Annotated in this window: 17 protein-coding genes; 13 read left to right on the top strand and 4 right to left on the bottom strand. The window is 41.9% G+C overall.

Going from position 1 to position 25,857, the window contains the following annotated elements:
• The first annotated feature begins 6 nt into the window (after positions 1–6).
• The 4 genes from BMW61_RS12925 to BMW61_RS12910 all read left to right on the top strand — a co-directional run bounded on the left by BMW61_RS12925 (position 7) and on the right by BMW61_RS12910 (position 3,899).
• Positions 7–1,116 carry a glycerophosphodiester phosphodiesterase family protein gene (locus tag BMW61_RS12925; RefSeq protein WP_139176311.1) on the top strand — a complete coding sequence of 370 codons (1,110 nt, stop codon included), beginning with the start codon at positions 7–9 and terminating at the stop codon, positions 1,114–1,116.
• A complete protein-coding gene (locus BMW61_RS12920) occupies positions 1,106–2,041 on the top strand; it encodes a LicD family protein (RefSeq protein WP_175475196.1) in 936 nt (311 codons plus the stop codon). The genes BMW61_RS12925 and BMW61_RS12920 overlap by 11 nt, the downstream gene beginning before the upstream one ends.
• A gap of 3 nt (positions 2,042–2,044) precedes the next feature.
• On the top strand, positions 2,045–2,770 hold the full coding sequence (locus BMW61_RS12915) for an IspD/TarI family cytidylyltransferase (RefSeq protein ID WP_091822626.1): 726 nt from the start codon (positions 2,045–2,047) through the stop codon (positions 2,768–2,770).
• Positions 2,771–2,834: 64 nt separating this feature from the next.
• Positions 2,835–3,899, top strand: a complete 1,065-nt coding sequence (locus BMW61_RS12910) for an NAD-dependent epimerase/dehydratase family protein (protein WP_091822624.1) — start codon at positions 2,835–2,837, stop codon at positions 3,897–3,899.
• Positions 3,900–3,945: 46 nt separating this feature from the next.
• Here the strand turns inward: BMW61_RS12910 and BMW61_RS12905 are convergent, their stop codons facing one another.
• A complete protein-coding gene (locus BMW61_RS12905) occupies positions 3,946–5,721 on the bottom strand; it encodes a glycosyltransferase family protein (RefSeq protein WP_175475195.1) in 1,776 nt (591 codons plus the stop codon).
• Positions 5,722–5,881: 160 nt separating this feature from the next.
• Between BMW61_RS12905 and BMW61_RS12900 the strand changes: the two genes are divergently transcribed.
• From BMW61_RS12900 to BMW61_RS12880, 5 genes are read left to right on the top strand one after another with little or no spacing between them, the layout of a single operon-like run.
• Positions 5,882–8,878: a sulfatase-like hydrolase/transferase gene (locus tag BMW61_RS12900; RefSeq protein ID WP_091822619.1), complete on the top strand. Its 2,997-nt coding sequence runs from the start codon at positions 5,882–5,884 to the stop codon at positions 8,876–8,878.
• A 20-nt stretch (positions 8,879–8,898) separates the two neighbouring features.
• Entirely contained in the window at positions 8,899–10,116 is a 1,218-nt protein-coding gene (locus BMW61_RS12895) for a CDP-glycerol glycerophosphotransferase family protein (RefSeq protein WP_091822616.1), read from the top strand.
• A complete protein-coding gene (locus BMW61_RS12890) occupies positions 10,113–10,904 on the top strand; it encodes an ABC transporter permease (protein WP_091822613.1) in 792 nt (263 codons plus the stop codon). The genes BMW61_RS12895 and BMW61_RS12890 overlap by 4 nt, the downstream gene beginning before the upstream one ends.
• Before the next feature lie 19 nt (positions 10,905–10,923).
• Positions 10,924–11,880, top strand: a complete 957-nt coding sequence (locus BMW61_RS12885) for an ABC transporter ATP-binding protein (RefSeq protein WP_091822610.1) — start codon at positions 10,924–10,926, stop codon at positions 11,878–11,880.
• Entirely contained in the window at positions 11,880–14,246 is a 2,367-nt protein-coding gene (locus BMW61_RS12880) for a CDP-glycerol glycerophosphotransferase family protein (protein ID WP_091822607.1), read from the top strand. Before BMW61_RS12885 ends, BMW61_RS12880 begins: the two co-directional genes overlap by 1 nt.
• A 76-nt stretch (positions 14,247–14,322) precedes the next feature.
• Here the strand turns inward: BMW61_RS12880 and BMW61_RS12875 are convergent, their stop codons facing one another.
• Entirely contained in the window at positions 14,323–16,026 is a 1,704-nt protein-coding gene (locus tag BMW61_RS12875; RefSeq protein WP_091822604.1) for a right-handed parallel beta-helix repeat-containing protein, read from the bottom strand.
• Between the two features lie 213 nt (positions 16,027–16,239).
• On the opposite strand from BMW61_RS12875, the gene BMW61_RS12870 reads away from it, so the two are divergent.
• Entirely contained in the window at positions 16,240–19,149 is a 2,910-nt protein-coding gene (locus BMW61_RS12870) for an Ig-like domain-containing protein (protein WP_091822601.1), read from the top strand.
• Between the two features lie 19 nt (positions 19,150–19,168).
• Here the strand turns inward: BMW61_RS12870 and BMW61_RS12865 are convergent, their stop codons facing one another.
• Together BMW61_RS12865 and BMW61_RS12860 are read right to left on the bottom strand one after the other, a co-directional pair.
• Positions 19,169–21,055, bottom strand: coding sequence for a diguanylate cyclase (locus BMW61_RS12865; protein WP_091822599.1), 1,887 nt, complete (start codon positions 21,053–21,055; stop codon positions 19,169–19,171).
• Positions 21,056–21,164: 109 nt separating this feature from the next.
• Positions 21,165–21,971: a hypothetical protein gene (locus BMW61_RS12860; RefSeq protein ID WP_026498845.1), complete on the bottom strand. Its 807-nt coding sequence runs from the start codon at positions 21,969–21,971 to the stop codon at positions 21,165–21,167.
• Positions 21,972–22,252: 281 nt separating this feature from the next.
• Between BMW61_RS12860 and BMW61_RS12855 the strand changes: the two genes are divergently transcribed.
• The 3 genes from BMW61_RS12855 (at position 22,253) to BMW61_RS12845 (ending at position 25,796) form a co-directional block, all read left to right on the top strand.
• Positions 22,253–23,287 (top strand): extracellular solute-binding protein, encoded by a 1,035-nt coding sequence (locus BMW61_RS12855; RefSeq protein WP_091822596.1) that lies wholly within the window; start codon positions 22,253–22,255, stop codon positions 23,285–23,287.
• Positions 23,280–24,938 carry a sensor histidine kinase gene (locus BMW61_RS12850; RefSeq protein ID WP_175475194.1) on the top strand — a complete coding sequence of 553 codons (1,659 nt, stop codon included), beginning with the start codon at positions 23,280–23,282 and terminating at the stop codon, positions 24,936–24,938. The genes BMW61_RS12855 and BMW61_RS12850 overlap by 8 nt, the downstream gene beginning before the upstream one ends.
• 96 nt (positions 24,939–25,034) lie before the next feature.
• On the top strand, positions 25,035–25,796 hold the full coding sequence (locus BMW61_RS12845; protein WP_022762312.1) for a response regulator transcription factor: 762 nt from the start codon (positions 25,035–25,037) through the stop codon (positions 25,794–25,796).
• Positions 25,797–25,857: the final 61 nt, after the last annotated feature.

Genomic DNA, 25,857 nt, shown 5'->3' with positions numbered 1-25,857 from the left:
TATATAGTGAATAATATTTTAGCATGTGTTGGCGCATTTGGTTTTTTATTGATGCTATCTGTTGGCATATCGTCATTATCCGGCGGTATGCTGTCTGTGTTGTATGTTCTGACAAACTATTTCACCATGGGAGTGGGAATTCGCCTATTTGTGGTTATCCTGCTTTGTTTTATTGTGATCCTGGCTACTTTTCTGTATAAAAAGAGAGGATCAATTACTTTTAGAAAGATAGTGCCTGTCTTTTTAGGGATGGTTCTGCTTCTGGCTTTTGTAGCAGCAGTGCCTGCTGTTACAGAATTTGTTGAGACTGTCACTGCGCAGCACAGACTTTCAAAGGAAGACAGAGATGAGATAGAAGCAGTTCGAAATGCCCTGATAGATGAGGGCCATATAGTTCATGCAGCGGGTTTTATTGAAAAGACCGATGGCGAAACAGTAAACTACACAAGCTGCGTGGAAGCTCTTAATAATTGCTATGATATGGGAAACAGGTTCTGCGAGCTTGATTTTTTGAATACAACGGACGGGAAACTTGTCTGTGCGCACGAATGGAAGCAGCTTTACGATAACGGAGAGCCGCTTTCCGAAGCTGTTTCGCTGGAAAAAGCTCTCACTTGCAAGGTTGAAGGAGAATTTACACCTCTGGATCTTGAACAGCTTGTGGATTTTTTGAGAGAGCATGAAAATTTATACATCGTTACTGATATTAAACATGATTATAATGTAGATGGTGCTAAACTGATTGCCGAAACTTGCCCGGATTTATTGGATCGTTTTATTATTCAGGTCTATCACGAGAAGGAAGCCGGGATTGTAGAGAAGATCGGCTTCAGGAATATAATATTTACGCTATACAGGACGGATGAGGCGGAAAGAAGTCCAAGAGCTATCAGACATGCAGCCTTAAAGCATGATTTCGTAGCGTGGACAGTAAAGAAAAGCCTTATCGATGAGGAATTTGTTTCCATGATAGATGAAAACAATGGCATTCTGTTTACACATACTATAAACGATCCTGAAAAGATGAAAGAATTCATAGCACTGGGAGTGGATGGGTTCTATTCGGATATAGTCATGTGGGATGACATTAAAAAGGAACTGGAAAATGGGAAGTAACAAGGCAATAGGTGCAAAGGACAGGCGTCATTTTTTTAAAACAGGCTTTCGGGGAGCTCCAGGCACTTTTGAACTTAGTGAAGAACAACTGAAAAAGCTGCAAAGTACACTGCTGGATATGCTTAAGGATTTTATAGAAGTATTTGAGAATGAAAAAATATTCTATACCCTGAGCGGAGGTTCGGTTCTGGGATCTATACGACATAAGGGTTTCATACCCTGGGATGATGATATAGACATCAATATGCCGAGAAAAGATTTCGAGCATCTTAAAAAGGTATTTGATAAAAGACTCGGAGATAAATACGTGCTATGCGGTCCCGAATTTGGCAGGGGATATGGCATGAGCCATGTACAGATCAAGAAGAAGGGCACGGTATACAAGGCGTTTAATGAGCTGACGATGGAAGATACCGGGATATTTATAGATATCTTTGTTCTGGAAAATACCTATGACAGTCCCCTAAAACGAAAGATTCATGGTACGCTGTGCCTGATTATGGGGTATGTACTTACCTGCAGGAAGACGGCAGAAGATTGGAAGGCACTTGAGCCATATCTCTCAGTTAATGAAGTGCTTAAAGGCGCCTTTTTGAAGAAGAAGAGGATAGGAAGTTTCTTTAAATTCATAAGTCTCGACAAAGTTGCAAAAAGGGTAGGATATTGGTATTCTTACTGTGGTTTAGGTGATTCTGAGCTTGTTTGTATACCGAGCGGACGGAAGCACTATTTCGGAGAAATGTATAGGCGGGAAGATATGTGTGAATCCCGCGAGGCAGTTTTTGAAGGAGTGAAAGTCAGAATTCCTAAGGGAACTGAACGATATATGGAGATCCTTTACGGGCCGGAATATATGGAGATTCCACCGGTGGAAGACAGAGAGATACATTCGGCAGTGGAACTTGATTTTGGAGCAGGAGGTTGAAAAATGGCAAACATAGCACTTATTATTGCAGGTGGTTCAGGACATCGCATGCAGCAGGATATACCGAAACAGTTTATAAATGTATACGATAAACCTGTACTGATGTATACACTGGAGGGATTTCAGAAACATCCTCAGATCGACGCCATCGAGCTTGTCTGCATCGATGGATGGCAGGATATGGTATGGGCTTATGCCAAGCAGTTTAATATCACTAAATTAAAATGGATTGTGCCGGGCGGCGAAAGCGGTCAGGAGTCCATCAGAAACGGCGTTTTCAATCTTGAAGGAAAAGCAGAAGATGATGATATCATCATTATTCATGACGGAATCAGACCTCTTGTGGATGAGATGGTACTTTCGGATGTAATCGTTGTCTGCAAGAAGCATGGTAATGCGGTTACATCTCTTCCATATAACGAGCAGATTTTCGTTGTAAATGAGGAGGATGAAGGTACAACCATGAAGTACATCCCCAGAGAAACACTTCGCCGTGTGTCAACACCTCAGGCATATAAATTCGGGAAACTGGATTGGGCATACCATGAGGCTTTTGAAAAAGGAATCGGCATTAAGGGAAGTGCATACACCAATACAATGATGGTTGATCTTGGCGAAAAGCTATATTTCGCGGCAGGATCCGACAAAAACATCAAGCTTACAACAAAGGACGACCTTGAGATGTTCAAAGCCTACCTCAAGGCAGATAAAGACAACTGGCTTAAATAAAAAGAAGGCACAATCCTCATTTCCTTCTCCTAAGGGAGAAGGAAATGAGGGGAATAGGACTAACATGACTTTATTGGAAAACAATCTCTATCAGGAAGATATCAAACGTGTGGGGGCTCTTGACCTTTCCTGGGATAAACTCTCCGGGAAAACAGTGCTTCTCTCCGGAGCAACCGGCCTTGTAGGAAGCTTTCTGATAGACGTTCTCAATTACAGAAATAAGGAATTTGGCAGCAACACAAAAATTATTGCACTTGGAAGAAACAAGCAGAGAATTTATGATCGCTTCGGACTTTCCGGAGATACTGAGCTTTTCAAAGCAATTGTTCAGGATGTTAACGATGATCTTTCAGAGGAGCTGCTTTCAGAGACTGCGGACTTCGTTCTTCATTTAGCAAGTAATACGCATCCTCTTCAGTATTCTACCGATCCCATAGGAACGATTATCACTAATATAATCGGACTTAGGAATATGCTTGATTTTGCTGCTGATAAAAAGGCTGAGCGCTTTGTCTTTGCCTCTTCGGTTGAGATTTATGGTGAAAACAAGGGAGACACCGAGAGATTTGAAGAGGGTTACCTGGGATATATTGACTGCAACACGTTAAGAGCAGGCTATCCCGAGAGTAAAAGAGCCGGAGAGGCTCTTTGCCAGGCATATATGAAGCAGAAAGAACTTGATGTTGTCATTCCCAGACTTTCAAGGACCTACGGACCTTCAATGCTTAAGACAGACACAAAAGCAATATCACAGTTCATTAAGAAAGGTGTGGATAAAGAGGATATTATCCTTAAATCAGAGGGGAATCAGCTTTATTCATACAGCTATGTTGCTGATGCAGTCACTGGTCTTCTGTATTGCCTGTTATATGGTGAAAACGGAGAAGCTTATAATATTGCCGATCCTGATTCGGATATCACTCTTAAGGACATGGCTAATGTTATTGCGGATTATGTAGGAACAAAGGTCATTTTTGAGCTTCCGGATGCTACCGAAGCAGCAGGCTACTCCAAGGCCACAAAAGCTATGCTTGATTCAGCAAAGCTGAAAAATCTAGGATGGAAAGCAGAATATGATATGAAAAAAGGCCTTACAAGAACAATAGATGTTCTCAGAACACTGAACTAATCAGGGAAAAGGCTGATAATAAGAAAAATGAGAATAAAAAGATGGGTCAAAACTGACCCATCTTTTCTATTATATCAGCTGCTCTGTTATCGAAGGTGTGGTTGTTTACAACGATATCATGGCCTTTTGAAGCTATCTCATCGCGTTCATCTTTATGTTCAAGATAATAGTCTATCTTATTTTTCAAATCATCAGGATCTTTGTAAGTCACTACGCTGTCACCAAGTAATTCATGGATTCCGGCAACGTCATCACTTATTACAAATGCACCTGATGAAAGGGCGTCGAAGATTCTGTTTGATATTATTCCGAATTCAAGCATATCATCCCAGTGGTCATTAAGAAGAATGGCAGCATTGTGATATGCGTCGGCTATCTTGGAATTATCATAATATTCTGCAACCAGATGCTCTTTTACAATAGGATACTCATCCCATTCACGGCCGTATACCTGAAGCTCATGTTCTGTGGGAAGCAGATCCTTTAAAATCCTGCGAAAAACATGTCGGCTGTTGCCTATGAAGAGCAATTCAGGAGTCATAGAGCATGTTCCTTCAGCGTTCATGATATCAGGATCAGTACATTGCGGAAGTATGCTGGAAGGCACGCTCACGGAACTCTCAAAGTGATCCTGCATAAGCTTTGAAGGATAGAATACATAATCTGCCTGCTTCAGCTCGCCGGGTGTGATTTCAGCAGGATGTGATATGGTCCAGTACATAAGTACCTGATCGTAGTTCACGGGACTTTTGAAGTAGGGACGAAGACCTCTGAGTACAAGGACAAACCTGGAATCCGATTTATCATACCAGTGTTCCCTTGATACAATATTGGCCTTGTAGCCCATTTTTTCAAAGGCTTTCTTTAGTGCGAGGGCATAATGATAATCACCCCAGCTTTTTGCACTGTCATTGTCAGGCATGGGACCGCAAATATCGATGCTTAATGGATCCAGTGGCGATTTACTTGCTTTTATGTCTGCTCCGCTTGAGAGATATTTAAACCAGCGTCCTCTGAAAACTTCTCTGTTTTGACGCTTGTCATCTGTGCTGATGTCGTTCACAAAGTTTGCGGCGCAAATAGCCTCTCTTAAGAGCTTATTATCATGACCTATGGCATTTGAATTAAGACACAGGTCTGCCAAAGGAAAAGTCATGTAATTTGTATTGTAGAAATCTGAGAAACCACCGATTTCTTTAAAGGTTTTAATAGACATTGCCACAAAGTCAGTTGAAGGAATGACTTCAGAGGATGAGGCTTCCTCCGACAACCAGTTGGGCTTAAATGAATTCCGGGCTTTTATACTATAATGAGGCAAAGAGTATTTCTTTCCTGATCGCTTTTCGGTATAGAGCCCCTCCTGCTTGATGAGATTTGCACGGCTTCTGCCCGAAATGGGAGAGTAGTAGGATGGAATTCCCACGATACCCGTTTGAGGGTTTTTCTCTAATTCGGAAACTAAAACTACATCAAAATAGGCAGAAACTTTATAAACATTATTAAGAAGGAAAACGTAATCTGCCTCGGAATTCAGGATAGCTATGTTAATTTCCTTAAATGTGACATCCTTGTGTGGCAAATTAATGAAAATACAGTTGCTTTTACCTGACAAGGCGGATGATATTCTGTCCAAAGAAGCCTTCGAGGTATCAGAACCAGGTAACATTACAAGCGCTATGGTTTTATTGGCTAAAGAAAAATTATTTGAAGAGCCTGTCAGCTGTTTTTGCAAAGACCTTTCCTGATTATATCTAAGATGCCCGGCATAAATGCCGAGCGCAAAATGATATGCTTTTCTTATGGTCGATTTAACTTTTTTCATACAATAGTCACCTAATAGATACATTCCCCGCTTTTATCACGTGAGAATATTATAGTGTAGAAATGCTCACTTTGCATTATTTTTTGGCTGACTTGTTTTGTAATTCAAATATTGATAAAATAACTAAGCTGTAAAATGAGGATTTTTTGAGGATTTTATAATGAAAAAAGAGAATAGCCGATTAAGAATAGTTGTTAAAGGCATTTTGTGGATATTGATTTTTTTTGCTACGTTACTGGGATTTAGTCTTAGGTGGATGCTCACCACATGGGGAGAGCTGACCTTTGAAGAGGTACTCTTCCAGCTTACCGCATCACTTGAAGGTACCGGAAACGGTATGGTGTTTCAGTACATTCTGTTTAGTGTGGTTCCCACAATCGTAGTTGTGGCGATAGTACTGCTATTTAGATTTGTTATATTAAAAAACAGTGATAAAAAGAAATATATTATGCCGGTTTCAGCAGTGCTCTGTGTAGGACTGTTTATTTTTATGTTTGTGATTACCTGCAGAAATCTCGGAATAGTTGCCTATATTAAGGGACAGCTGTTTCCCGGCACATTTATTGAGGAACACTATGTTAATCCCGAGGATGTGGATATAGAGCTCCCTGAGAAAAAGAGGAACCTCATATATATTTACATGGAGTCAGGTGAGGTGACTTTTGCAGATAAGGAAAACGGCGGAGCCTTTGATCAGAATGTGATTCCGGAGCTGACAGCCCTTGCAGAGGAAAATGAGGACTTTTCAGGTAAAGATCCTACCCTTAACGGTGGAGTGGCACTTTACGATACCACCTGGACCATGGCAGCTATTTTTGCACAGTCAGCCGGACTTCCCCTTAAGACTTCTCTTAGCAGAAACGGAATGGTTACGATGGAGAGCTTTTTCCCCGAAATCGTAACGCTGGGAGATGTTTTGGAGAACAACGGATACAAGCAGGTATTTATGTTGGGGTCACCTGTTGTATTTGGCGGAAGAGATACATTTTTCAATGATCACGGAAGCTTTGAGAGTAAAGACTATTATTATATGCAGGAAAAGGGCAAATTCCCGAAAGATTACTATGTATTCTGGGGTTATGAGGATGCCAAGCTCTTCGAGTATGCCAAGGAGGAGCTCGGTGATTTGTCAAAGGGAGAGGATCCCTTCAACCTGACACTACTTACTGTTGATACTCATTTTGAGGACGGATATGTATGTCAGGATTGTGAGAATAAGTTTGATGATCAGTATTCCAACGTGTTTGCCTGCTCCAGCAAGAGAATAGCTGAATTTGTGGAATGGGCTAAGCAGCAGGATTTTTATAAAGATACTACGATAGTTATCGTTGGTGATCATCCTACAATGGATCTTAATTACTGCGATGATGTGGACGTTTCATATCAGAGAAAAGTATATACAACCTATATAAATTCGGCTGTTACACCGGAAACAGACAAAAGGAGAGAGTATTCAACTTTTGACATGTTTCCTACTACATTGGCGGCTATGGGAGCCACAATACCCGGAAACAGACTGGGACTTGGTACGAATCTGTTTTCATCAGAGGATACTTTGCTTGAAGAGTTTGGTAAGAATTCCTTTAATCTGTATTTGCAGGAGAAATCCGTTTTCCTTGACAAGCTGATGGATACAGGTGATTCTAATTTCGTGCCCTTCGAGCGTATTCGGGATGCGTCGATAGATGTTACTAAGACTGATAATGATAATGAGTATAATGTAAAGGTAAGAGATATCCTGGGAGTTGGAGAGGGTATTGAATCCGTTGAGGTTGAGCTGTTTTCCGATAAGGAATCCGAAAGCAAGAAATACATCATGGATTTCGATGGATTTACCACATATTCCACGAATATAGACAAGGCGTTACTTGATGATAATTACGGCCATCTGAAAGTTATTGTTCATGGAACTGAGGGTGGAGAATACACTGTTATAGATGTAGAAACAGATATCTATCTCCTGTCCAGAACATATCTCAGCTTCCTGCATAAGATTAAGGAATATCAGGATGCCGGAAGAGATATGACTATTCTGTGTGCAGGTCAGTCCGCTGCGTCCAGTAAGCTTAAGCAGTACATAATGGATGCGATGAATGAGATTGGCTTTGAAACTGATTTTAATGAGCTTAATAAGCAGAGTTATTATGGAATAATTGACAAAGGAACCGTTACAGAAAAGCTGAGCCGCGGATATCTTACATATAAGGGAACTTTATCTGATGGAACTGCTTATAAGATAAACAGTGGTGGTTATTATTCTGGACGTATAAGCCATATAATATTGGATGGAGTTGATTATACCAGACGACTTGACGGATTTAATTATTTTATCTTTGATAACAGCAAAAACAGAGTTATCAGTACTGACGGATATAATACTCAGATGGTTGATCCTGATATGGATCTAAGGATGACAAGCTACGATCCCGAGAGTAAGAAAATGACCATCAGGATTACACAGATTAAGGGTGTGAGAAAATGGGATAGAAAGGATAATTCTACAATTAAGTATTTTGATCCCGCTGACCAGAGCTCTCTAAGGTTCACTCAGCTGATCCTGGATACGGAAGACGTATCGTACTCTGCAGAACTCGACCTGTCAGCCTTTACAAGTGACAGAATTCAGCTTCAGGTCAATTCTTTCGGAGATAATGGTAAAGTCAGAGTCGGAGAGAGCATAACCAGTCTTGAATATCTGGAACATTATGATATTGCAGAGTATTTTGACTATTTGAAGACCAAGGAGAATATTGCGATATTCCTGTCTGTAAGGGCAACGGGACTGGAGCTATATGATGAACCTACGAAAGAAAGTCTGAAGGCCCTTGGACTTGCGGAGACCGACAAATTTGCATCAGCAGAACAGATGGGATATGCAGCAGTTATTGATAAGGGCAGAGTTGTCTTTGAACAGATACAGGATGATGCAGCAGGCGAAGGCATCGAAGGAGTTACCGGTAAGCTCGCTGACGGTACTGAATATGAGATCAGTAGCTATGGTCTTAATTCTGGTGATGACAGTAAGATTGTATTAAACGGGACAAACTATTCTCTTAACAGGGATGGTATTAATATAGTGGTGTATGATTATGAAAAGGGCGAAGTGGTTGATACCGCTTCTGCGAACAGGGTTGGAGAATATATTGTCAGCAGATAGGAGTTTTGGAGATTACAAATATGCCGGCGATTAAGTTAGTTTGTCATAAGCTGTTCAGATTCTGCACCAGGAAAATTGTTTTTCCGCTCTACTATAATCTGAACACATTAAAACCGCTTAAGGAAAATAAGGTTGTTTTTGTGGAACTAAGGCTTCCGGAGCTTTCAAACAGTTTTACTGAAATTTACGATTATCTGACTAGAGGATATAATCTGGAGCTTAGGACACATTTTATAAAGCATGGGTTTGACAGTAACCTTAGTAAATATAAGAGTATTTTTGCTTTCCTTAAGGACGCTGCTACGGCGAAGTATATAATATATAATGAGGCATCCGATATATACGGCGGAATGAGAAAACGTAAGGGTGCGCATATGCTGTGTACCTGGCATGGGTGCGGAGCCTTTAAGAAATTCGGACTAAGTACGAAAGATAAAGGTTTCGGGGATTCGGGAATAGAAGCCCGTCTTTATCCGGGGCATCCTGACTATGATATAGTGACTGTGAGTAGCCCGGAGGTAACATGGGCTTACATTGAAGCTATGGGCAAGGAGAGCAGGAAGGACTGCATAAAGCCTACAGGTGTCAGCAGGACAGATGCTTTTTATCGAAAAGAGTTTATAGACAAAGCCTATGACAAGCTTAAGAAAGAAGTCCCTAAATCAGCCGGGAAAAAGGTTATGTTATATGCTCCAACCTTCAGAGGGGAGACAAAAACAGCGCGTACCCCTGAAGAACTTGATATCGGTATGATGTATGAGAGATTTGCCAATGAGTATGTTCTTCTTATAAAAAATCATCCGATTGTTCATAACAAGCTGATGATTCCAGATGAGTACAAAGATTTTGCTTTCGATGTAAGTAAGCTTCTTACGACAGAGGAGGTTATCTGCGTTGCAGATATCTGCATCTCAGATTACTCGTCGCTGATATATGAGTATTCAATCTTTGAAAGACCAATGGCCTTTTTTGCATTTGACCTTGATGATTATTTTGACAACAGAGGCTTTTACTACGACTATGATGAGCTGACTCCCGGACCTGTCTGCAGGACAAATGAGGAGCTTGCGGATGCAATCACAGATCTTATGACAGATTTTGAAAAATCTAAGTATAAAGAAAAGATTCGGGGGTTTAGGGAGAAATTCATGTGTTCATGTGACGGACATGCGACAGAGAGAATTGTCCATGAGTTTTTCGGGAATGATATAGAAAAGTACAAAAGGCGAAACAAATGATTAGTAAGTTAACAAAAAAATGTATAAGAAATATTAGACAGTATAAGTTCCTGTTCAGCGAACTGGTGAAGAGAGACTTTTCCCAGAAATATAAGAGAACATCTCTAGGAATGGCGTGGAGCGTACTGTCGCCTCTTCTTACACTTCTTGTAATGAAGATTGTATTTACCAAATTTTTCAGCAGGGATATGCCGCATTATACTACATATCTTTTCAGTGGTAACCTGGTCATGGCATTCTATAAGGAAGCTACCAAAAACGGTATGGACTCTCTTATGAAGAATTCCAAGATTATTGAAAAGATAAATCTTCCTAAGTATTTATTCCTGCTATCAAAAAATATTTCCGCGCTTGTGAATTTTGCGCTGACGTTGGTGGTTTATTTCCTATTCTGTATTTTGGACAGAATTACATTTACGCCGAGGATGATTCTTCTGATCTATCCGATCATATGCCTGACTGTGATGAACATCGGAATAGGAATGATCCTGTCGGCACTTTACGTGTTCTTTAGGGATATCAGATACTTATATGATGTATTCCTTACACTTCTGACATATCTGTCTGCGATATTTTATCCTGTTGACAGATTTAGCCCGCATATTCAGAAGATGTTTTTGCTCAATCCGGTGTATGTAATGATCAAGTATTTCAGAACCATTGTTATAGATATGACAGTGCCTTCTCTTGAGTTTCACTTATTGTGTCTGTTCTATGCGCTGTTTTATCTGGCACTTGGTTCATGGGTATATAAGAAGTATAACAATGAGTTTATATACTATCTGTAAGTTTTTGGAGAAGTAGAATATGTCAGTAATAGAATGTAAAAATGTCAGCGTCATCTATAAGACCGGCGATTTTAAGTCAATAGGACTTAAAGAGTATGTCGTAAGAAGACTCAAGGGCAATTTTAAAGTAAAAGAGTTTTATGCCGACAAGAATGTGACCTTTTCACTCGAAAAAGGAGATATGCTCGGAATCATCGGGACTAACGGCGCGGGTAAGAGTACAATTCTTAAGGCGATCACCGGAATTATGCAGCCTGCCGAAGGAAAGGTAAAGACTAAGGGAAGGATTGCAGCTTTCCTTGAGCTGGCCAGCGGTTTTGATCCTGAGATGACAATTAAAGAAAACACATACCTTAGAGGTGCGATGCTTGGTTATACCAAGGATTACATAGATGAGAAGTACGATGATATCATTAAGTTTGCTGAGCTTGAGAAGTTTGAAGATTATACCTTTAAGCAACTTTCAAGCGGAATGAAGAGCAGACTGGCTTTTGCAATCGCCAGTATGTGCCAGCCGGAGATTATTATTCTGGATGAGGTACTTAGTGTAGGCGACGGAGCTTTCAGAAAAAAGAGTAAGGAAAAGATGATGGAGATACTTGAGTCTGATGTTACCGGCATTCTTGTCTCTCATTCGGTAGGTCAGGTTCGAGAGCTTTGCAATAAAATATTGTGGCTTGATCATGGTAATCAAATTGCATTTACCAATGAGAAAGACCTATATCTTGATGCCTATGAGGAATTCCTTGAGAGTAAGGTTTTGCCCCGGGATGAGAGCGACATTCACAGGATGGCGGCCGAACATCAGATAAAGGTTCAGGCAAGGCTTGAGGCTGAGAATAACAAAGAAGCTGCAAGACTTGAAGCAATACTTGAAGAAGGCGAGAAGACATCTGCAGTTTATGCAGCCATAAATATTCTTCAGAAGAACTGCCCTGAAGTAATAAACAAAAAATATCTTAAGGAATACATGTGATGAAATTTTTTAAAAAACTTTATGGAAGCATATTCAGATTTGTAACAAGAAAGATTATTTTCAAGATTTATTCCAGGAAGTGCTCCAAGGCACCCATTGAAGATAATAAAGTAACCTTTATGGAACTCAGACTTCCTGAGCTTTCAAACAATTTTCAGCTTCTTCATAAAGAGCTTACCGAGAATTATGACCTTAATGTCAATGTCCACTACATTAGACAGGGTTTTGCAAGAGGTAAGGACAAATACAAGAGAATATTTGCTTTTCTTAAAGATGCTGCAACTTCCAAGTATATTATCTTAAATGAGGGTTCGGACATCGCCGGAGGACTTGAGAAGAGGGAAGGCCAGCATATCATGAATACCTGGCATGGCTGCGGAGCTTTCAAGAAGTTCGGCAGAAGCACCAGGGACAAGATCTTTGGTGATTCCGGTAAGACAGCAGACAGATATCCCGGACATCCGGACTATGATCTGGTAACAGTAAGCAGCCCTGAGATAGTATGGGCATATGTCGAGGCAATGGGCAAGGAAGATAAGCCCGAATGTATCAAACCTCTGGGACTTAGCCGCACGGATGTATTCTATGATGAAAAATTCATGGATCAGGCTAAGGAAAATGTATTAAAAGTAGTTCCCGCAAGTAAAGGTAAAAAGATTCTCTTATACGCACCTACTTTCAGAGGAAGGACAAAATGGGCGTTTTCTCCTTCGGAGCTTGATATCGGGAAGTTTTATGAGAATTTTCATGATGAGTATGTGCTTCTTTTTAAACATCATCCCATCACACATGACAGACCGGAGATTCCGGCTGAGTATGCCGACTTTGCATTTGATGTGACAGATTCTCTTTCGATAGAGGATTTGATCTGCGTATCGGATATCTGCATTTCGGACTACTCATCGCTTATATTCGAATACTCGATCTTTGAGAGACCTATGATATTCTTTGCATTTGATTTGGATGAGTATTTTGACTGGAGAGGCTTCTACTATGATTATGATGAGCTGACACCGGGTCCAGTTGTTTCTACCAACGATGAGATGATCGATTACATTAAGCATATCGATGAGAGATTCGACAAAAATGCGGTCCGTGAGTTCAGAAAGAAGTTCATGTCATCCTGTGATGGTAATGCCACAAGACGAGTGATAATGGATTTCTTCGGAAATGACATACAGAAATATAAGAAAGCCGGATTAGACCCGGAAGTATCGATCGTCATTCCTTCATACAACGCATCCGAATTCCTTGACGAGTGCCTTAAATCAGTGACAAAGCAGACCTTTAGAAATACTGAGATTATCATTGTTGATGATGAATCAACGGATGATACTGTAAGTAAAATCCGAAAGTACATGGAGAAGGACAAGAGGATCAGCCTCATTGAGCAGAAGCATTCAAATGCGGGAGATGCGAGAAACAGAGGACTTGAAGCTGCAAAGGGTAAATATATTATCTTCTGGGATGCAGATGATTTCTTCGAGCTTGATGCAATTGAGAGGATGTACAGGCAGTCAGAGATGGATCAGGCAGATATCTGTCTCTGCAACGGTAATAACTATGACGGTGCTACCAAGAGAATAATGGAAACCACAAGGAAACTCAATGAAGAGTGGATTCCTGCTGAAGTTCCTTTTAACTACGAAAGTGACCCGGATCATTTTATTCTGGTGACGGCACTTCCACTTTGGAATAAGCTTTACAGAAGAGATTTCCTCATGGAGAACAACATCAGATGTCAGAGCCAGCCTAAGGTCAATGATGCATATTTTTCACTGGTTTCACTATATGCTGCTAAGAGCATAACAATCGTAAACGAGAAGTTTATCCATTACAGAATTAACGAAGCATCAAGCACCACAAGGGCTACTGAGGTTTCACCGCTTTATATATTCAATGCTTATGAAAAGGCAAAGGATTATCTTGTGGAACAGGGTATTTATGAAAAGGTTAAGCGAGGTTTTGTGAATAAGGCACTTACAGGATACCTTTACAGCCTCAGGAAGCAGTGTGAATTCAATAAGATAGATAATTATAAGGCTATATTCGATTATATGCGGGATAAGGCCCTTCAGAACCTTGGAGTGGATGAACTTGAGCCCGGATATATATATGAGCCTGATAAGGAAGAAAAATACAGATCCATAAGGCAGGAGGGCTACGAAGGATATCTCTTTGATTATCTCCAGTACAAGATCGGAGCGTACGATAACACAATTTTAACGCACAAAGACAAGTATCAGAGACTTATGAAAAAATATGAGAGGATGAAGTATTCCTTCGCATATAAGGTAGGCATGAAAGCGACCTTCCCGATACGATATATAAACGGCAGACTCCACGGTGAGAAAATAAAAGAATAAAGCAAAATCCCCGATAGAAAATCATTTAGATGAAATTCTATCGGGGATTTATTATTTTGTCATAATTATGATAGTCTTACTTTACTGTAATCGTAACCTGAGCGGAATATTTGCCCTTCTTTGCTGTTACAGTAGTTGTACCTTTACCCTTGGTAACAATCTTTCCTTTGCTGTCTACAGTAGCGATGGATTTATCCTCTGTACTGTATTTTGTCTTACCCTTCTGACCATAGGTTGAGATAGTGGAGCTCTTACCTTTTTTCAGAGTTAAAATACCTTCATCTGCTGCAAGATATTTTCCGTTACCGCCATAAGGTCTGTTGCCGGGTTTGGTAATCTTGTTGCCGCGGGTTGTAAGAATCTGACTCTTCTTCCCCTGTACATCGATACCGTTTTTCTTAGGCTTAACGATAGTATTTTCAGCAATCAGAGATACTACGGCATTTTTACATACGGTTATTCCATAGGTCTTGGCCTTTTTAATCGTATTGCCGATAATCTGACCATTTTGGGAGCCCTGTATAAAGATTCCAACTGCACCGGGATTTGTTATGGTATTTTCTTTTACCAGGTCATTATTGTTACTGATAAGAGCGATGCCGTGAGGGGACTTTGTTCCCTTGGTTTTTGAGATAGTATTGCCGGAAACTGTAACGCCGTCGCAATATTCAACTCTTATACCATTGATGGATGCGCCTTCAGTGGTTGTTCCGGATATGGTACTGTTCTTAACATATCCTGCATAAACTGCGTATGCATGAGGGCCAAGTACCTTATTGTCTGTAACTTTATAACCACCAAGTAAAGTCTTGGAATTAAGAATGCCTGATATACGAATACCGCAAGGTGTCTTCCCCTTTGAAGTCTTAAGTGTAATTGTATTGTTTGAAATGGTTATATTTGCATCATAGGAGCCGGGATTGCCGCCAACCTGCTTGTCGGAAGGTCTGCAGTCAACACCAAAACCAACGCCGTCGAGAGTGTTGCCATCAACTATAGAGTTGGTCCATCCTATTGTTTCAATAGCAGTACCGAGAATATTTTTAAAGGTGCAGCCTTTTACGGAAATGTTGTTGAAGAAGTGACCTGCCTGTATTCTGTGTGCTCCGAATGCACGCGGTACGCCCTCAAAAATACAAGCTGAAACAGCAACATCCTCGCACGCAGTATCATCAAAAGGCTTAACCGAGAAGTTTCCTTCGCTTGCTATATCGAGTGAAAGAGCCTCATAGGCGCCCTTATCTTCTGCTGTTGAATACTTGCCATCCTTGAAGGTGCAATTTGTAATTGTAGCCTTCTTGCAAGCACCAAGCTCAAGCATGTGGCAATCTACAGCGCCGCTGAAGTTGACATGATCAACCACAACGTTTGTTGCATGACCGATGATTACCATTCCGGTTGCTACAGAGTCAGCTTTCTTAATGTTACCATTTTTGATAGTGATGTTTTTATACTTTTCAAAACCACCTTTATTTTCACCATAGGTTGCATCTGTAAATAGGATAGAACCGTTGGTATTGCCGGTAAGAGTATGACCATTTAAATCAAGGGTCACATCACTTGCAAGCCATATGTTTTTTGTAACGGTAATATCGTTTTGGAGCGTAATTGTACCGGGAGCTGAAACACCCTGGGCGATATTATAGGACAACAATCTGAGTTCTTCTCCGTCGGTTACGGGATAACTTGTTCCATCCGCCTTGGAAATTATGGCCGGCGAGCCAATCAGCATAAATGCTGCCAGCATCATTGGTAGTATTATTGCACTTATTTTCTTCATTATATTCCTCCTCTCGTAGAAGATGATTTTTTTGTAGAGAAGTATCAATAATATTATTCTAATGCATGAATGGGCTGGATTGAAATTAACTATTTATGAAATTTTGTTTAAGCATTTAAGATTTATTTTATTTTTCTAAATGTGTTATTTTGCATGTTCGTGGCTTATCGGCTAAAATAGAAAAAGTGATTATTTTTTTAGTGAGGACGGGTAATGAAAAGAAGTAAAGTTATAAAAATGCTTGCGATAGTGAGCATGGTTGCAGTGACGGTTAGTTTTACAGGGGAGCATGCCCTGGCAGTGTCGGAAGGGACACTGGCGATAGAGAATGAGAGCCTGCAAACACAGGAGGCAGAAACTCTTTCGGAAAACGGTGAAGGAGAGACAAGCGGAGGAAATGCTGAAAACGGTCAGAGTCCGGATGAGGAGACAAATGGTCGTGAGAGCGGCGAAGAGAGCGGGAATGCCGGAGATACAGCTGAAGCTGAAAATAGCGATTTAAACGGCGAGAATGCCGAAAAGATGGAAGAAGGCAGCAATGCCGAAGAATCAAGCAATGAATCAGCAGAAGATCAGGCAACAGAGGAGCAGGATCCCTTGGCGGAAAACGAGGTAAATCCCGCTGTTTCCGATGGAGATGCTGCTGCGGCTGATGAGACTTCCGAAGATAAGGAGCCCTTGGTTAGCGGAGCTTTTCACTATGAGACCGAGGCAGATGGATACCGGTTTGTATTCAGTGCTGAGGAAAACGTGGTTCCGGATGGAACAAAGGCTGAGGTTAAGCTTGTTCAGGCAGATGAGAATATCGTTAACGAGATAGACAGAGCGGCCACCGGAGAAGCAATAATCGCAGATGTTTTCGATATAAGGCTGTTTGACAAAGACGGGACAGAGATACAACCTGAAGAAGGTAGTGTACATATCTCTTTGAAGCTCTCGGAAGGAGCGATGATCAGGCAGGAAGAGTATGAAGGCTGTGCCGACCTGAAGATGATCCATATTCACGATGAAGAGTCTAAGCAGCTTGATAACGAAGAGACTAAGGAAAACTCAGGCGTTGAGATTCCTTCAGATACAGATGTTGAGACCTATGTTTCCGAGGATATGATTGATCCCGATACCCAGACTTTGAAAGACAACGTACTTCCTCAGACGGTTGTCCTGGGAGCCTCTAAAGACAAGGAATACTATCAGAATATTACATTGGATTTTGATACGGATTCATTCTCTGTATTTGCACTGGTGAATGTCTTACAGAAATATGAGTTTGATCCGGTAACAACTGTTGATGGTGATGTTTCAACTATTGATCTTACGTCTATGAAGGCAGATCTGGAATCTGATTTTTACCGCGTTGTGCAGGATGCGTTGGGAAAAGCCTGGGCAGTTACCAAAACAGACAGGACAAAGTTCTATAAGATCATAGTTCCGGCAGGGACCTATTATCAATACAGTGATGATAAGGCATCTTTGAGGCTTGGAAATAATACAACCCTTATTTTAAATGGGGTAACCATCATTAACCAGCGTGACGGGTTGATGTTCACAACGCGCAAGTTAGAAAATGCTGAAATAAAAGGAAAGTATGACGATTATTGCAATATCGCCATAAACGGTGGAACTCTTGTAGCAAATAGTGCATGTGTTGAGCATTCAATGGTAAAACTCGCACATATAACAGGACTCGAGATCAGTGGAGTGACATTCCAGGGCGGAGCATCTCCCCACATGCTGGAAATAGCGGCCTGTAAGGATGTAAAGGTTAAAAACTGTACTTTTAAAGATACTTTGCATGGGGATAATGAGCTTGAGGCTTTCCAGATCGATGTACAGACAGAAGGAATGATGACCTATGATGTTGATCCTGCCAACGATGACTATCCTTGCACAAATGTAGAGGTTTCCGGTTGCATCTTTTCAAACCTGTACAGAGGCTTTGGAAGCCACGGTGCGATTGCAGGACCTTTTTACTACACAAATATCAATGTAAATAATTGCACTTTTGATAACATAATAAATACCGCAATAATGTGTACGATGTGGAAGGATTCCAATATCGCCAATAACGTAATCACTAATGTGGGCAGAGGAATCGATACAACCACCTACTCCTGGTACACGAATTATCCAACCGATGAAGATGATAATCCGGGTAGTCTTTCATATAATTCAAACACGACTATTTCCGGCAATCAGATTTCCATTGGCGGAGCTGACAGAAACAGTGGCATTTGGGCAGGAATCCTCCTTTCCGGTTATTACAGTGCTACTGCGGGCGAGAATTATCCGGCAGGTCTTTATCCCGTAAGCGGATTTACAGTCACAGGTAATACTATTTCAGGATATAAGGACTGGAACTACTTTAAACAGGATGATATTTTTGCTGATATCTACACCCTCTATGCGAAAGGTGTTAATATCAACGATAACACGCTTACCGACAACTGGTACGGAATTCAGGTTCAGGGTGGCGGAGAAGCATCCATGCTGAGTTCAAATCATTTTGGCAGTGAAAAATATGCGAGCATAGCTGTTAAAAATGGCGGAAATGTACAGAATATGTCAGGAAACAAGCTCACTATGGATTGTCCTTTCGGAATATATGTAGATGATGAATCTATCTGTAACGGAACCTGTGAGACGAACGCTTATGTAATGGGAGCAGGTGAATCAAAAAGCGTAAGGACCGGAGCGTTTTCATTATTCACCAATGACTGCAGCAATCAGATTGCCGGAACCTATAAGTCCAGTAAAAAGTCTGTGGCTAAGGTAACGCAGTCCGGTAAGATCAAGGGAATCAAGAAAGGAAAGGCGACAGTCACTGCGTCATGGGACAGAGGCGGCGGAGTAGTTAATGTAGTGCTTACTGCAAACATAAAGAAAGCTCCGAGTAAGGTTAAGCTTGCCAAGAAGAAAACTCTTAAAAAGGGCAAGACATATCAGCTTAATCCCAAAGTAAATAAAGGGTCTCACTGCGAGAAATACAAATATAAGAGCAGCAACAAGAAGATAGCAAAGGTTTCATCGACAGGGCTTGTTACGGCCAGGAAAAAAGGAAAAGCAATAATAACGGTAAAAGCCTATAACGGCGTTTCGACAACCATCCTTATAAATGTAAAGTAAAAAAACTCCCGAGAATGGATCAATTCTCGGGAGTGTTATTTTTCTTATTCTGTTTATTTCTTTTTTTCATCTTGTACATCTGTTCATCGGCCATGGCAATGATCTTATCGAGGTCGAGGAACTCATCAAATATAGTCGAGTATGCTCCATAGCTTGAAGATACGGTGTAGCCAAGCTTTTCGCTTTCTTCCTTAAGTTTTTTCTCCATCTTCGCTATAATGTCGCAGCTGTTGCACTCGCCGGGCACCAGGGCAAGCATTTCATCACCGCCGAATCTGACACAAAGAGAACCTTTGGGACATACGGATTTAAGCACCTTAGCAACCGTAGCTATTGCACGGTCGCCTGCAGCGTGACCGAGATTGTCGTTTATCTCTTTGAGGCCGTTTAAGTCGGTCATGATGATTGTGAGCTTCTGGCCGGAATTCTGAGGCGCATCCTTGAGCTCTTCAAGTTTTGAAAGAAATGCCAGTCTGTTGTAGAGACCGGTGAGGGCATCATTTTGATACATCCTCTGAATCTTATCGCGCAGATATTTCTGGTAGCGGATGGTTACATAACCACCAAAACCCATTCCGAGACAGTTTGTAAGGCTCGGAGTTCTTGAATAATCTATCAGATCGTACCGGTTGAAGGAATAGCATACAAAACCGATATCTTTTCCCATATACTCAAGAACATTGAAGATAATGGGATAGCCCCTCTCCATGATATCCTCGAGATTGGGGATGATATCCTCTTCGTTGTACGGGAAAATCTCGTCAGTGTCGCTGTAGGAGTTATAGATGACGCTCCTGGTGGTCCTTTCCATGTCTTCGAGGAAATAATTGTTCTCGATGTTAAAGCAGGCATCTTCCACAATAAGGCACATATTTTGGGTGATGGAGTTCGTAACTGAATTGGAAAGGTGCCAAATGCAGTCGGCCATCTTGTCACTTGCCATGATATTGGAAGTGAGATCCTGCATGATATATACATCATCCTGATGATGGTAAAATCTGTTGTTAAAGCTCTGAACAGTGGACATCCAGTTAATCTGGCAGCGGGGACAACCGCAGGACTCGTTGGCCATGAAACTGGGAGTTATCCACTCGGTAATGTTTTTTTCGCCGCGAAGAACGCCGTTTATAACTTTCATGACGGTATTTGCAAGAGTTGCACTGTCACAGATAGCGGTCGTGATTCCGGGAGAGGATAAAAAGGCCTCATCCAGTCCGTCAAATCCGGATATCAGAACCTGATCGGGAGTATTAATTCCGTGAGAACTAAAGACATCACAGACATTTATCGCCATGATATCGTTGGCACAGATAACAGCGTCCGGAATGACATCCCTTTTAAGCAGCTCCTTGGCAGCAGCTCTTGAAGGAATCGACCAGAAATCCCCATAGCTTACCATGCTGTTATCAAAGGTGAAACCATTTTCCTCAATGACTTTTTTGAAAACTTCAAGCCTCTCATTTGAGAATTCGCTGTCCGGTTTTCCGGCCATAAAATGAGGATGTTTAGGCTTGTGGAACTCAATTATGTGCCTTACTATGGCTTCAAAACCCTTGGCATAATCAAATTTTACATGGGAAACATTATCATATTCGCCGTCAACGATGATGGCGGGAACCTCATGACTGTTAGCCTTGTCGATGATTCGTTCGACGAGCTCACGACATTTGATCTTTTCATCCATGATAATAATGGCATCGACTTTGTCATAAGGAATAAGGTCAAAAACAGATGCTTCTGCGAGATGGGTATTGCCGACATTGCCTATTTCGGCATTCATGGCATAGATAAACAGACGGCTGTCAGCTGCCTTCAAGAGCTCATTGAGTTCTGCTGTAAAACTGAAGACCTGAGAGTCGTATATTCTATATGTGCATAGAGCTATTATCTTCTTGCCAGCTATCATATGCCCTCACAAAAGTTACGCTGATAATCAGAAAAAATCATTTTTCCATTTAATATATTATCATATAAAAATCTGCATAGTACTAATATTTATTTGGATTTATATTTTTTTAGCGTTTTTTTATAACTAAATACAGAATATGGCTGTGATGGAAAACGAAAACAGCCGCAAGCAGGAACAGATGGGTGTAAAAAGCTCCCACTATGTAGTAATTGCGCTCAAGCAGGTAACCTGCCTCGAATCCAAAGAAACAAAGGAGCCCCGACAGCGTAAGTCCCAGCATCAGAAGCGGGAGCTTCATGAATATGTTTCTCATGGCATGCAGGAAATCCTTGAAGGAAGCGTCGAAGTACACGAAACGACCTATCATAAGACCGAGATAGTACATCATAACAGGGCTGTACTCACTTTCGTCGCCGATGACATTAAGAAACATCAAGATAATTATCACATAAAACATGCCGAGCATTCTGACACAGGCGATGTCATCTCTGGAAATCCTTTTTAAAGGGATGATGAGTTTATCCAAAATAGTATTTAAAACGCAGGACAAGCAGATAAGAAGCAGAAGTACGAAATCTTTCCAGTTTTCCCAGATATACATGAACTGTCCGAGGAATCCTGTCTGTGTGGTGCCCTGAATCAGGCTGTATACGTGGTTTAGGACCACATAGGCGCAGGCAAAGGACATGACTGAGGTCGCGGAGATGATCATCTCGTACAGGAGCTGAACCGAGTTGTGAAAACGCTCGCTGATTAGGGTTTTTCGCTCCTCGCGGTCCCTGCTGGATGTGACTATTTCCGTTCCGCCGAGGATCAGGAAGTCACAGATGATTATTCCCACCAGTGCCAAAAGAAAGAATATGAGCTTTTTTATCAAAGTAAAATCCGGATTAATATATGCTTCTATGGTCATGTTAATTTCTCCTTATTTGTTGTGCCTTCTCCCCTGGAGGCGCACGACGTCCGGGGGACGTCGGCTTTGCGCGGACCGGAGCGGAGCGTAGACAGGTGGCGCGAAGCGCCGGATGAGGCAAACCCAACTTATTTATTTTAATGACTTCTAAGGTGAATTTTCAACCCCCGCCGCGATCAAATTGCACGCTCCCGAAAATAATTTTCCACATGATATAATCAGTGTATTATATTTCCAAAACTATTAGTTTTAATTGTTTTAGAACAAAGGATAACGGTTGTATGAAACAGCGTGAAGGCTTGCCGATTTGGGCGATAATTGCAGTTCTGCTCGTAGTGGCTCTTTTGGGCGGAATTTTGCTTAATCTAAATAAAAAGAATACAGAAAGCAGCGATAAGCTCGTTGTTGTTTCACCGCATCCGACGGATTTCATGATTCCTCTTATTCAGGAGTTCGAAAATGAGACGGGGATAGAGGTGGACCTTCGCAGCTGTGGTACTTCCGAGGCTATTCGAAGCATGGTGGATGATGAAAATATCGATGTTTTGTGGGGAGGATCACTTTTGTCCGTCGGTGCGTACAGTGAGTTCTTTTACCCGTACAAAAGCGTGAACAGGGCTATGTTCAAGGATGATTTCAAGGATATTGACGGGAGGATCACCTGTTTTTCCAACGTTCCCAGTGTGATCATCGTGAACGAAGATATTATAGGAAACACGCAGATTGAGGGCTATGAGGACCTTCTTGCCGAGAATCTCAAGGGTAAGATCGCTTATGCGAATCCCGGTAAGTCATCTTCTGCCTTCGAACACCTGGTTAACATTCTCTATGCGATGGGGGATGGTAATCCGGAAGCCGGCTGGGATTATGTGGAAAAATTCATCGATCAGCTGAATGGTATTTTGCTTGGAAGTTCTTCTGAAGTTTACGAGGGCGTTGCTGCAGGAAAATATGTGGCAGGCCTTACTTTTGAAGAAGCTGCGGTTACTATGCTCGGAAAAGGGAAGCATATAAGGATAATCTACATGGAGGAGGGTGTCGTTTCGACGCCTGACGGAATCTATATCAGCAAGAATTCTACGAATATACTTAAGGCGGAGAAGTTTGTCGACTTCATGACAAGTGCGGGAACCCAGGAATTTATGGCGGGTAATCTCGGAAGAAGATCCGTGAGGCGCGATGTCTCTGCATCGGAGCTTGTTATTCCCGATAATGAGATTACCGCAATCGACGTCGACAGGGATGAAGTAATCAGCAAAAAGGATGAGTGGAATTCCAAATTCCTTGCACTTTTCGGGGAGGATAGCGATGAATAAGGCTCCCGCATCTTTTCAGGAAAACATAAGAAAAACCTTCATCAGATTTTCGGTTGTGCCCGTAGCGCTTGTTTCCGTAATGGCTTTGATTCTCTTTGTATTTTCCTTTGCCTTGATTATGGCGATCTCGAATCGCGGAGAGAATGAGGCTGTCAATGAAAAGCTCACTAGGATGACCAACATCTATTATCAGATGTTGGATGATGTGGGAGAATCCCTTGAAAATAATCATCTGACAGTTTCGAGGAATGAGGTTTTCGGAATTTTGTATGACAGGACCTCGGAATTTGAGGATATCGGAGATCTTATTATCCTCTCAAAGGATCAGAAGGTGCTGTTTAAGAGTAAGAGTAGTGTTCCGCAGTTTTTGACGGATGGAACAAGCTCAAACTGGGGCATTTTGAAGGCTTTGAAGAAGGCGAGGGGTAAGACCGCGTCGATTCTGTACGATAAGAAGCTGTGCATAGGAAAAGGCGTGTATCGCGGCGAGAAACTCAGGTTCATGATCGTCTATATCGTGCCCTCGGATGTGCTCAGCGTGGCGTCGGAGATTCAGAGCAGATATGTGCTCATTACAGATAAAAACGGTTGGATTTACGCGGCAAACACGAATAAACTGCGAGACAGCTACGGGCAGATAGATTCGAGGATTGCGCAAAACACAGGATTTATCATGGTCGACGGCGGACTGTTCTATGTGCATAAGTCGGTAACCGACAAGGGATTTGGGGTATATACCATAACCGACATGGGTTGGAGTGTTCAGTTGATTATCGTGCTTATCGTGATTTTGGCGATTGTATTTCTGGCAATTGCGTTTGTTACAGTCAGAAGTACGGCAAAGAGCTCAGAGGAATACACCCGTGACATCAGGAAAATCGAGAACGCTCTTGAAGAGGTTCAGAACGGCAATCTTGATGTGAGCCTCAGAATAGGCAGCAGCAAGGAGTTCATGACCATCGGTAACGACTTCAACGACATGCTTAAGGGACTTCGCGAGCAGATAGAGAGGAACAACGAACTAGCACAAAATGCGGCTTTCGCGCAGGTTAAACAGCTGGAGAGCCAGTTTAATCCGCACTTTTTATTTAATACTCTTGATAATATAAGATTCATGGCTAAGATCGATCCCGCGGCAGCTGATAAGATGATTGTGTCTTTGTCGGGGATTTTGCGATACTGCATCCGTGATATGCGAGAGGAAGTTACGGTCAGGGAGGATCTTGATAATCTGCAGTTTTACCTGAATATATTGCAGATACGTTTCAACAAGCGTTTTGCCTATAATATCGAGGTCAGTGAGGACATCATGGACTGCCTCATTCCGAAGCTGATGCTGCAGCCTCTTCTTGAAAATGCTATCAAGTACGGCTTCGGTGACCGTGAAAAGCTGACGGTGAATATCCGCGGCTATCAGATGCAGGATGAGCTTGTCTTTATCTGCGAAGACGATGGCGCCGGAATTGATGAGGAGCAGCTGTGGGTAATTCAGAATTATCTTAAAGAGGATGAAAACCGCACCAACCATTATGGGCTGTATAATATTCACCGCAGGATCAGGCTGCTTTATAAGGGCAACTACGGCCTGGATGTTACAAGTAAGAAGGACGAAGGCACGTGCGTGAGGATGATTATTCCGAAGCATACTTAAAGCCTCCTCCCGAGAGGCGCACGACGTCCGGGGGACGTCGGCTTTGCGCGGACCGGAGCGGAGACAGGTGGCGCACAGCGCCGGATGAGGGTAAGAATGTACAGAGTACTTATTGTAGAAGACGAAGATATCATAAGAAAGGGCATAGCCTACACCATGGACTGGACAGGCATGGGCTGCACCATAGCAGGCGAAGCCGCTAACGGCAAGGAAGGCCTTGAGAAGATTGAGGAACTTTCACCGGATATAGTTCTTGCAGACATAATGATGCCTGTTATGGACGGCATTGAGATGATCAGAAAAGGGCAGGAAATCTCTGACTTCAAGGCTATCATAATGACCAGCTATGCCGATTTTGAATACGCAAAGCAGGCGATTGACCTTGGAGTATCAGCGTATCTGATGAAGCCCGTGGATGAGGAAGAACTGAGGAAAAATGTTGCGAAGGTAACTTCCGAGATTGAGAAGGATAAGCAGATAAAGCAGCTTTCGGAGAGAAAGAAGTCCGGAGATGACCTCGATGTGGCCTTCATCAAGTCGGACAAGGATAATGACTATATTCAGCAGATAATTGAGAGGACGCGTGAGCGCTATTCTGAGAAGATCAGTCTGGACATGTTTTCAGAGGAACTGGGAGTGTCTTCAAGCTATCTTTCGCGCAAATTCAAAGAGGCCACCGGCCAGACCTATCTTGATTTCCTAAACCGCTACCGCGTAAGCCAGGCAGTAAAACTCCTTGAAACCGGCACCTACAAAGTGTATGAAGTCTCTGAACTTACCGGCTTCAGCGACTACAAGTACTTCAGCACCGTCTTTAAGAAGTATGCCGGAAGTTCTCCGTCTGACTTTGTGAAGTGAAGTTCAAAATATTGGATAATTAAACAGAATTTTAGGTATAGAAAAACGATTTCCTTCGGTA

Origin of the sequence: Butyrivibrio sp. ob235, assembly GCF_900109475.1 — a bacterium.
Taxonomy (GTDB): Bacteria; Bacillota; Clostridia; order Lachnospirales; family Lachnospiraceae; genus Butyrivibrio.
The sequence above is the reverse complement of the archived record's forward strand: the minus strand, read 5'-3'. Positions and strand labels throughout refer to the sequence as shown.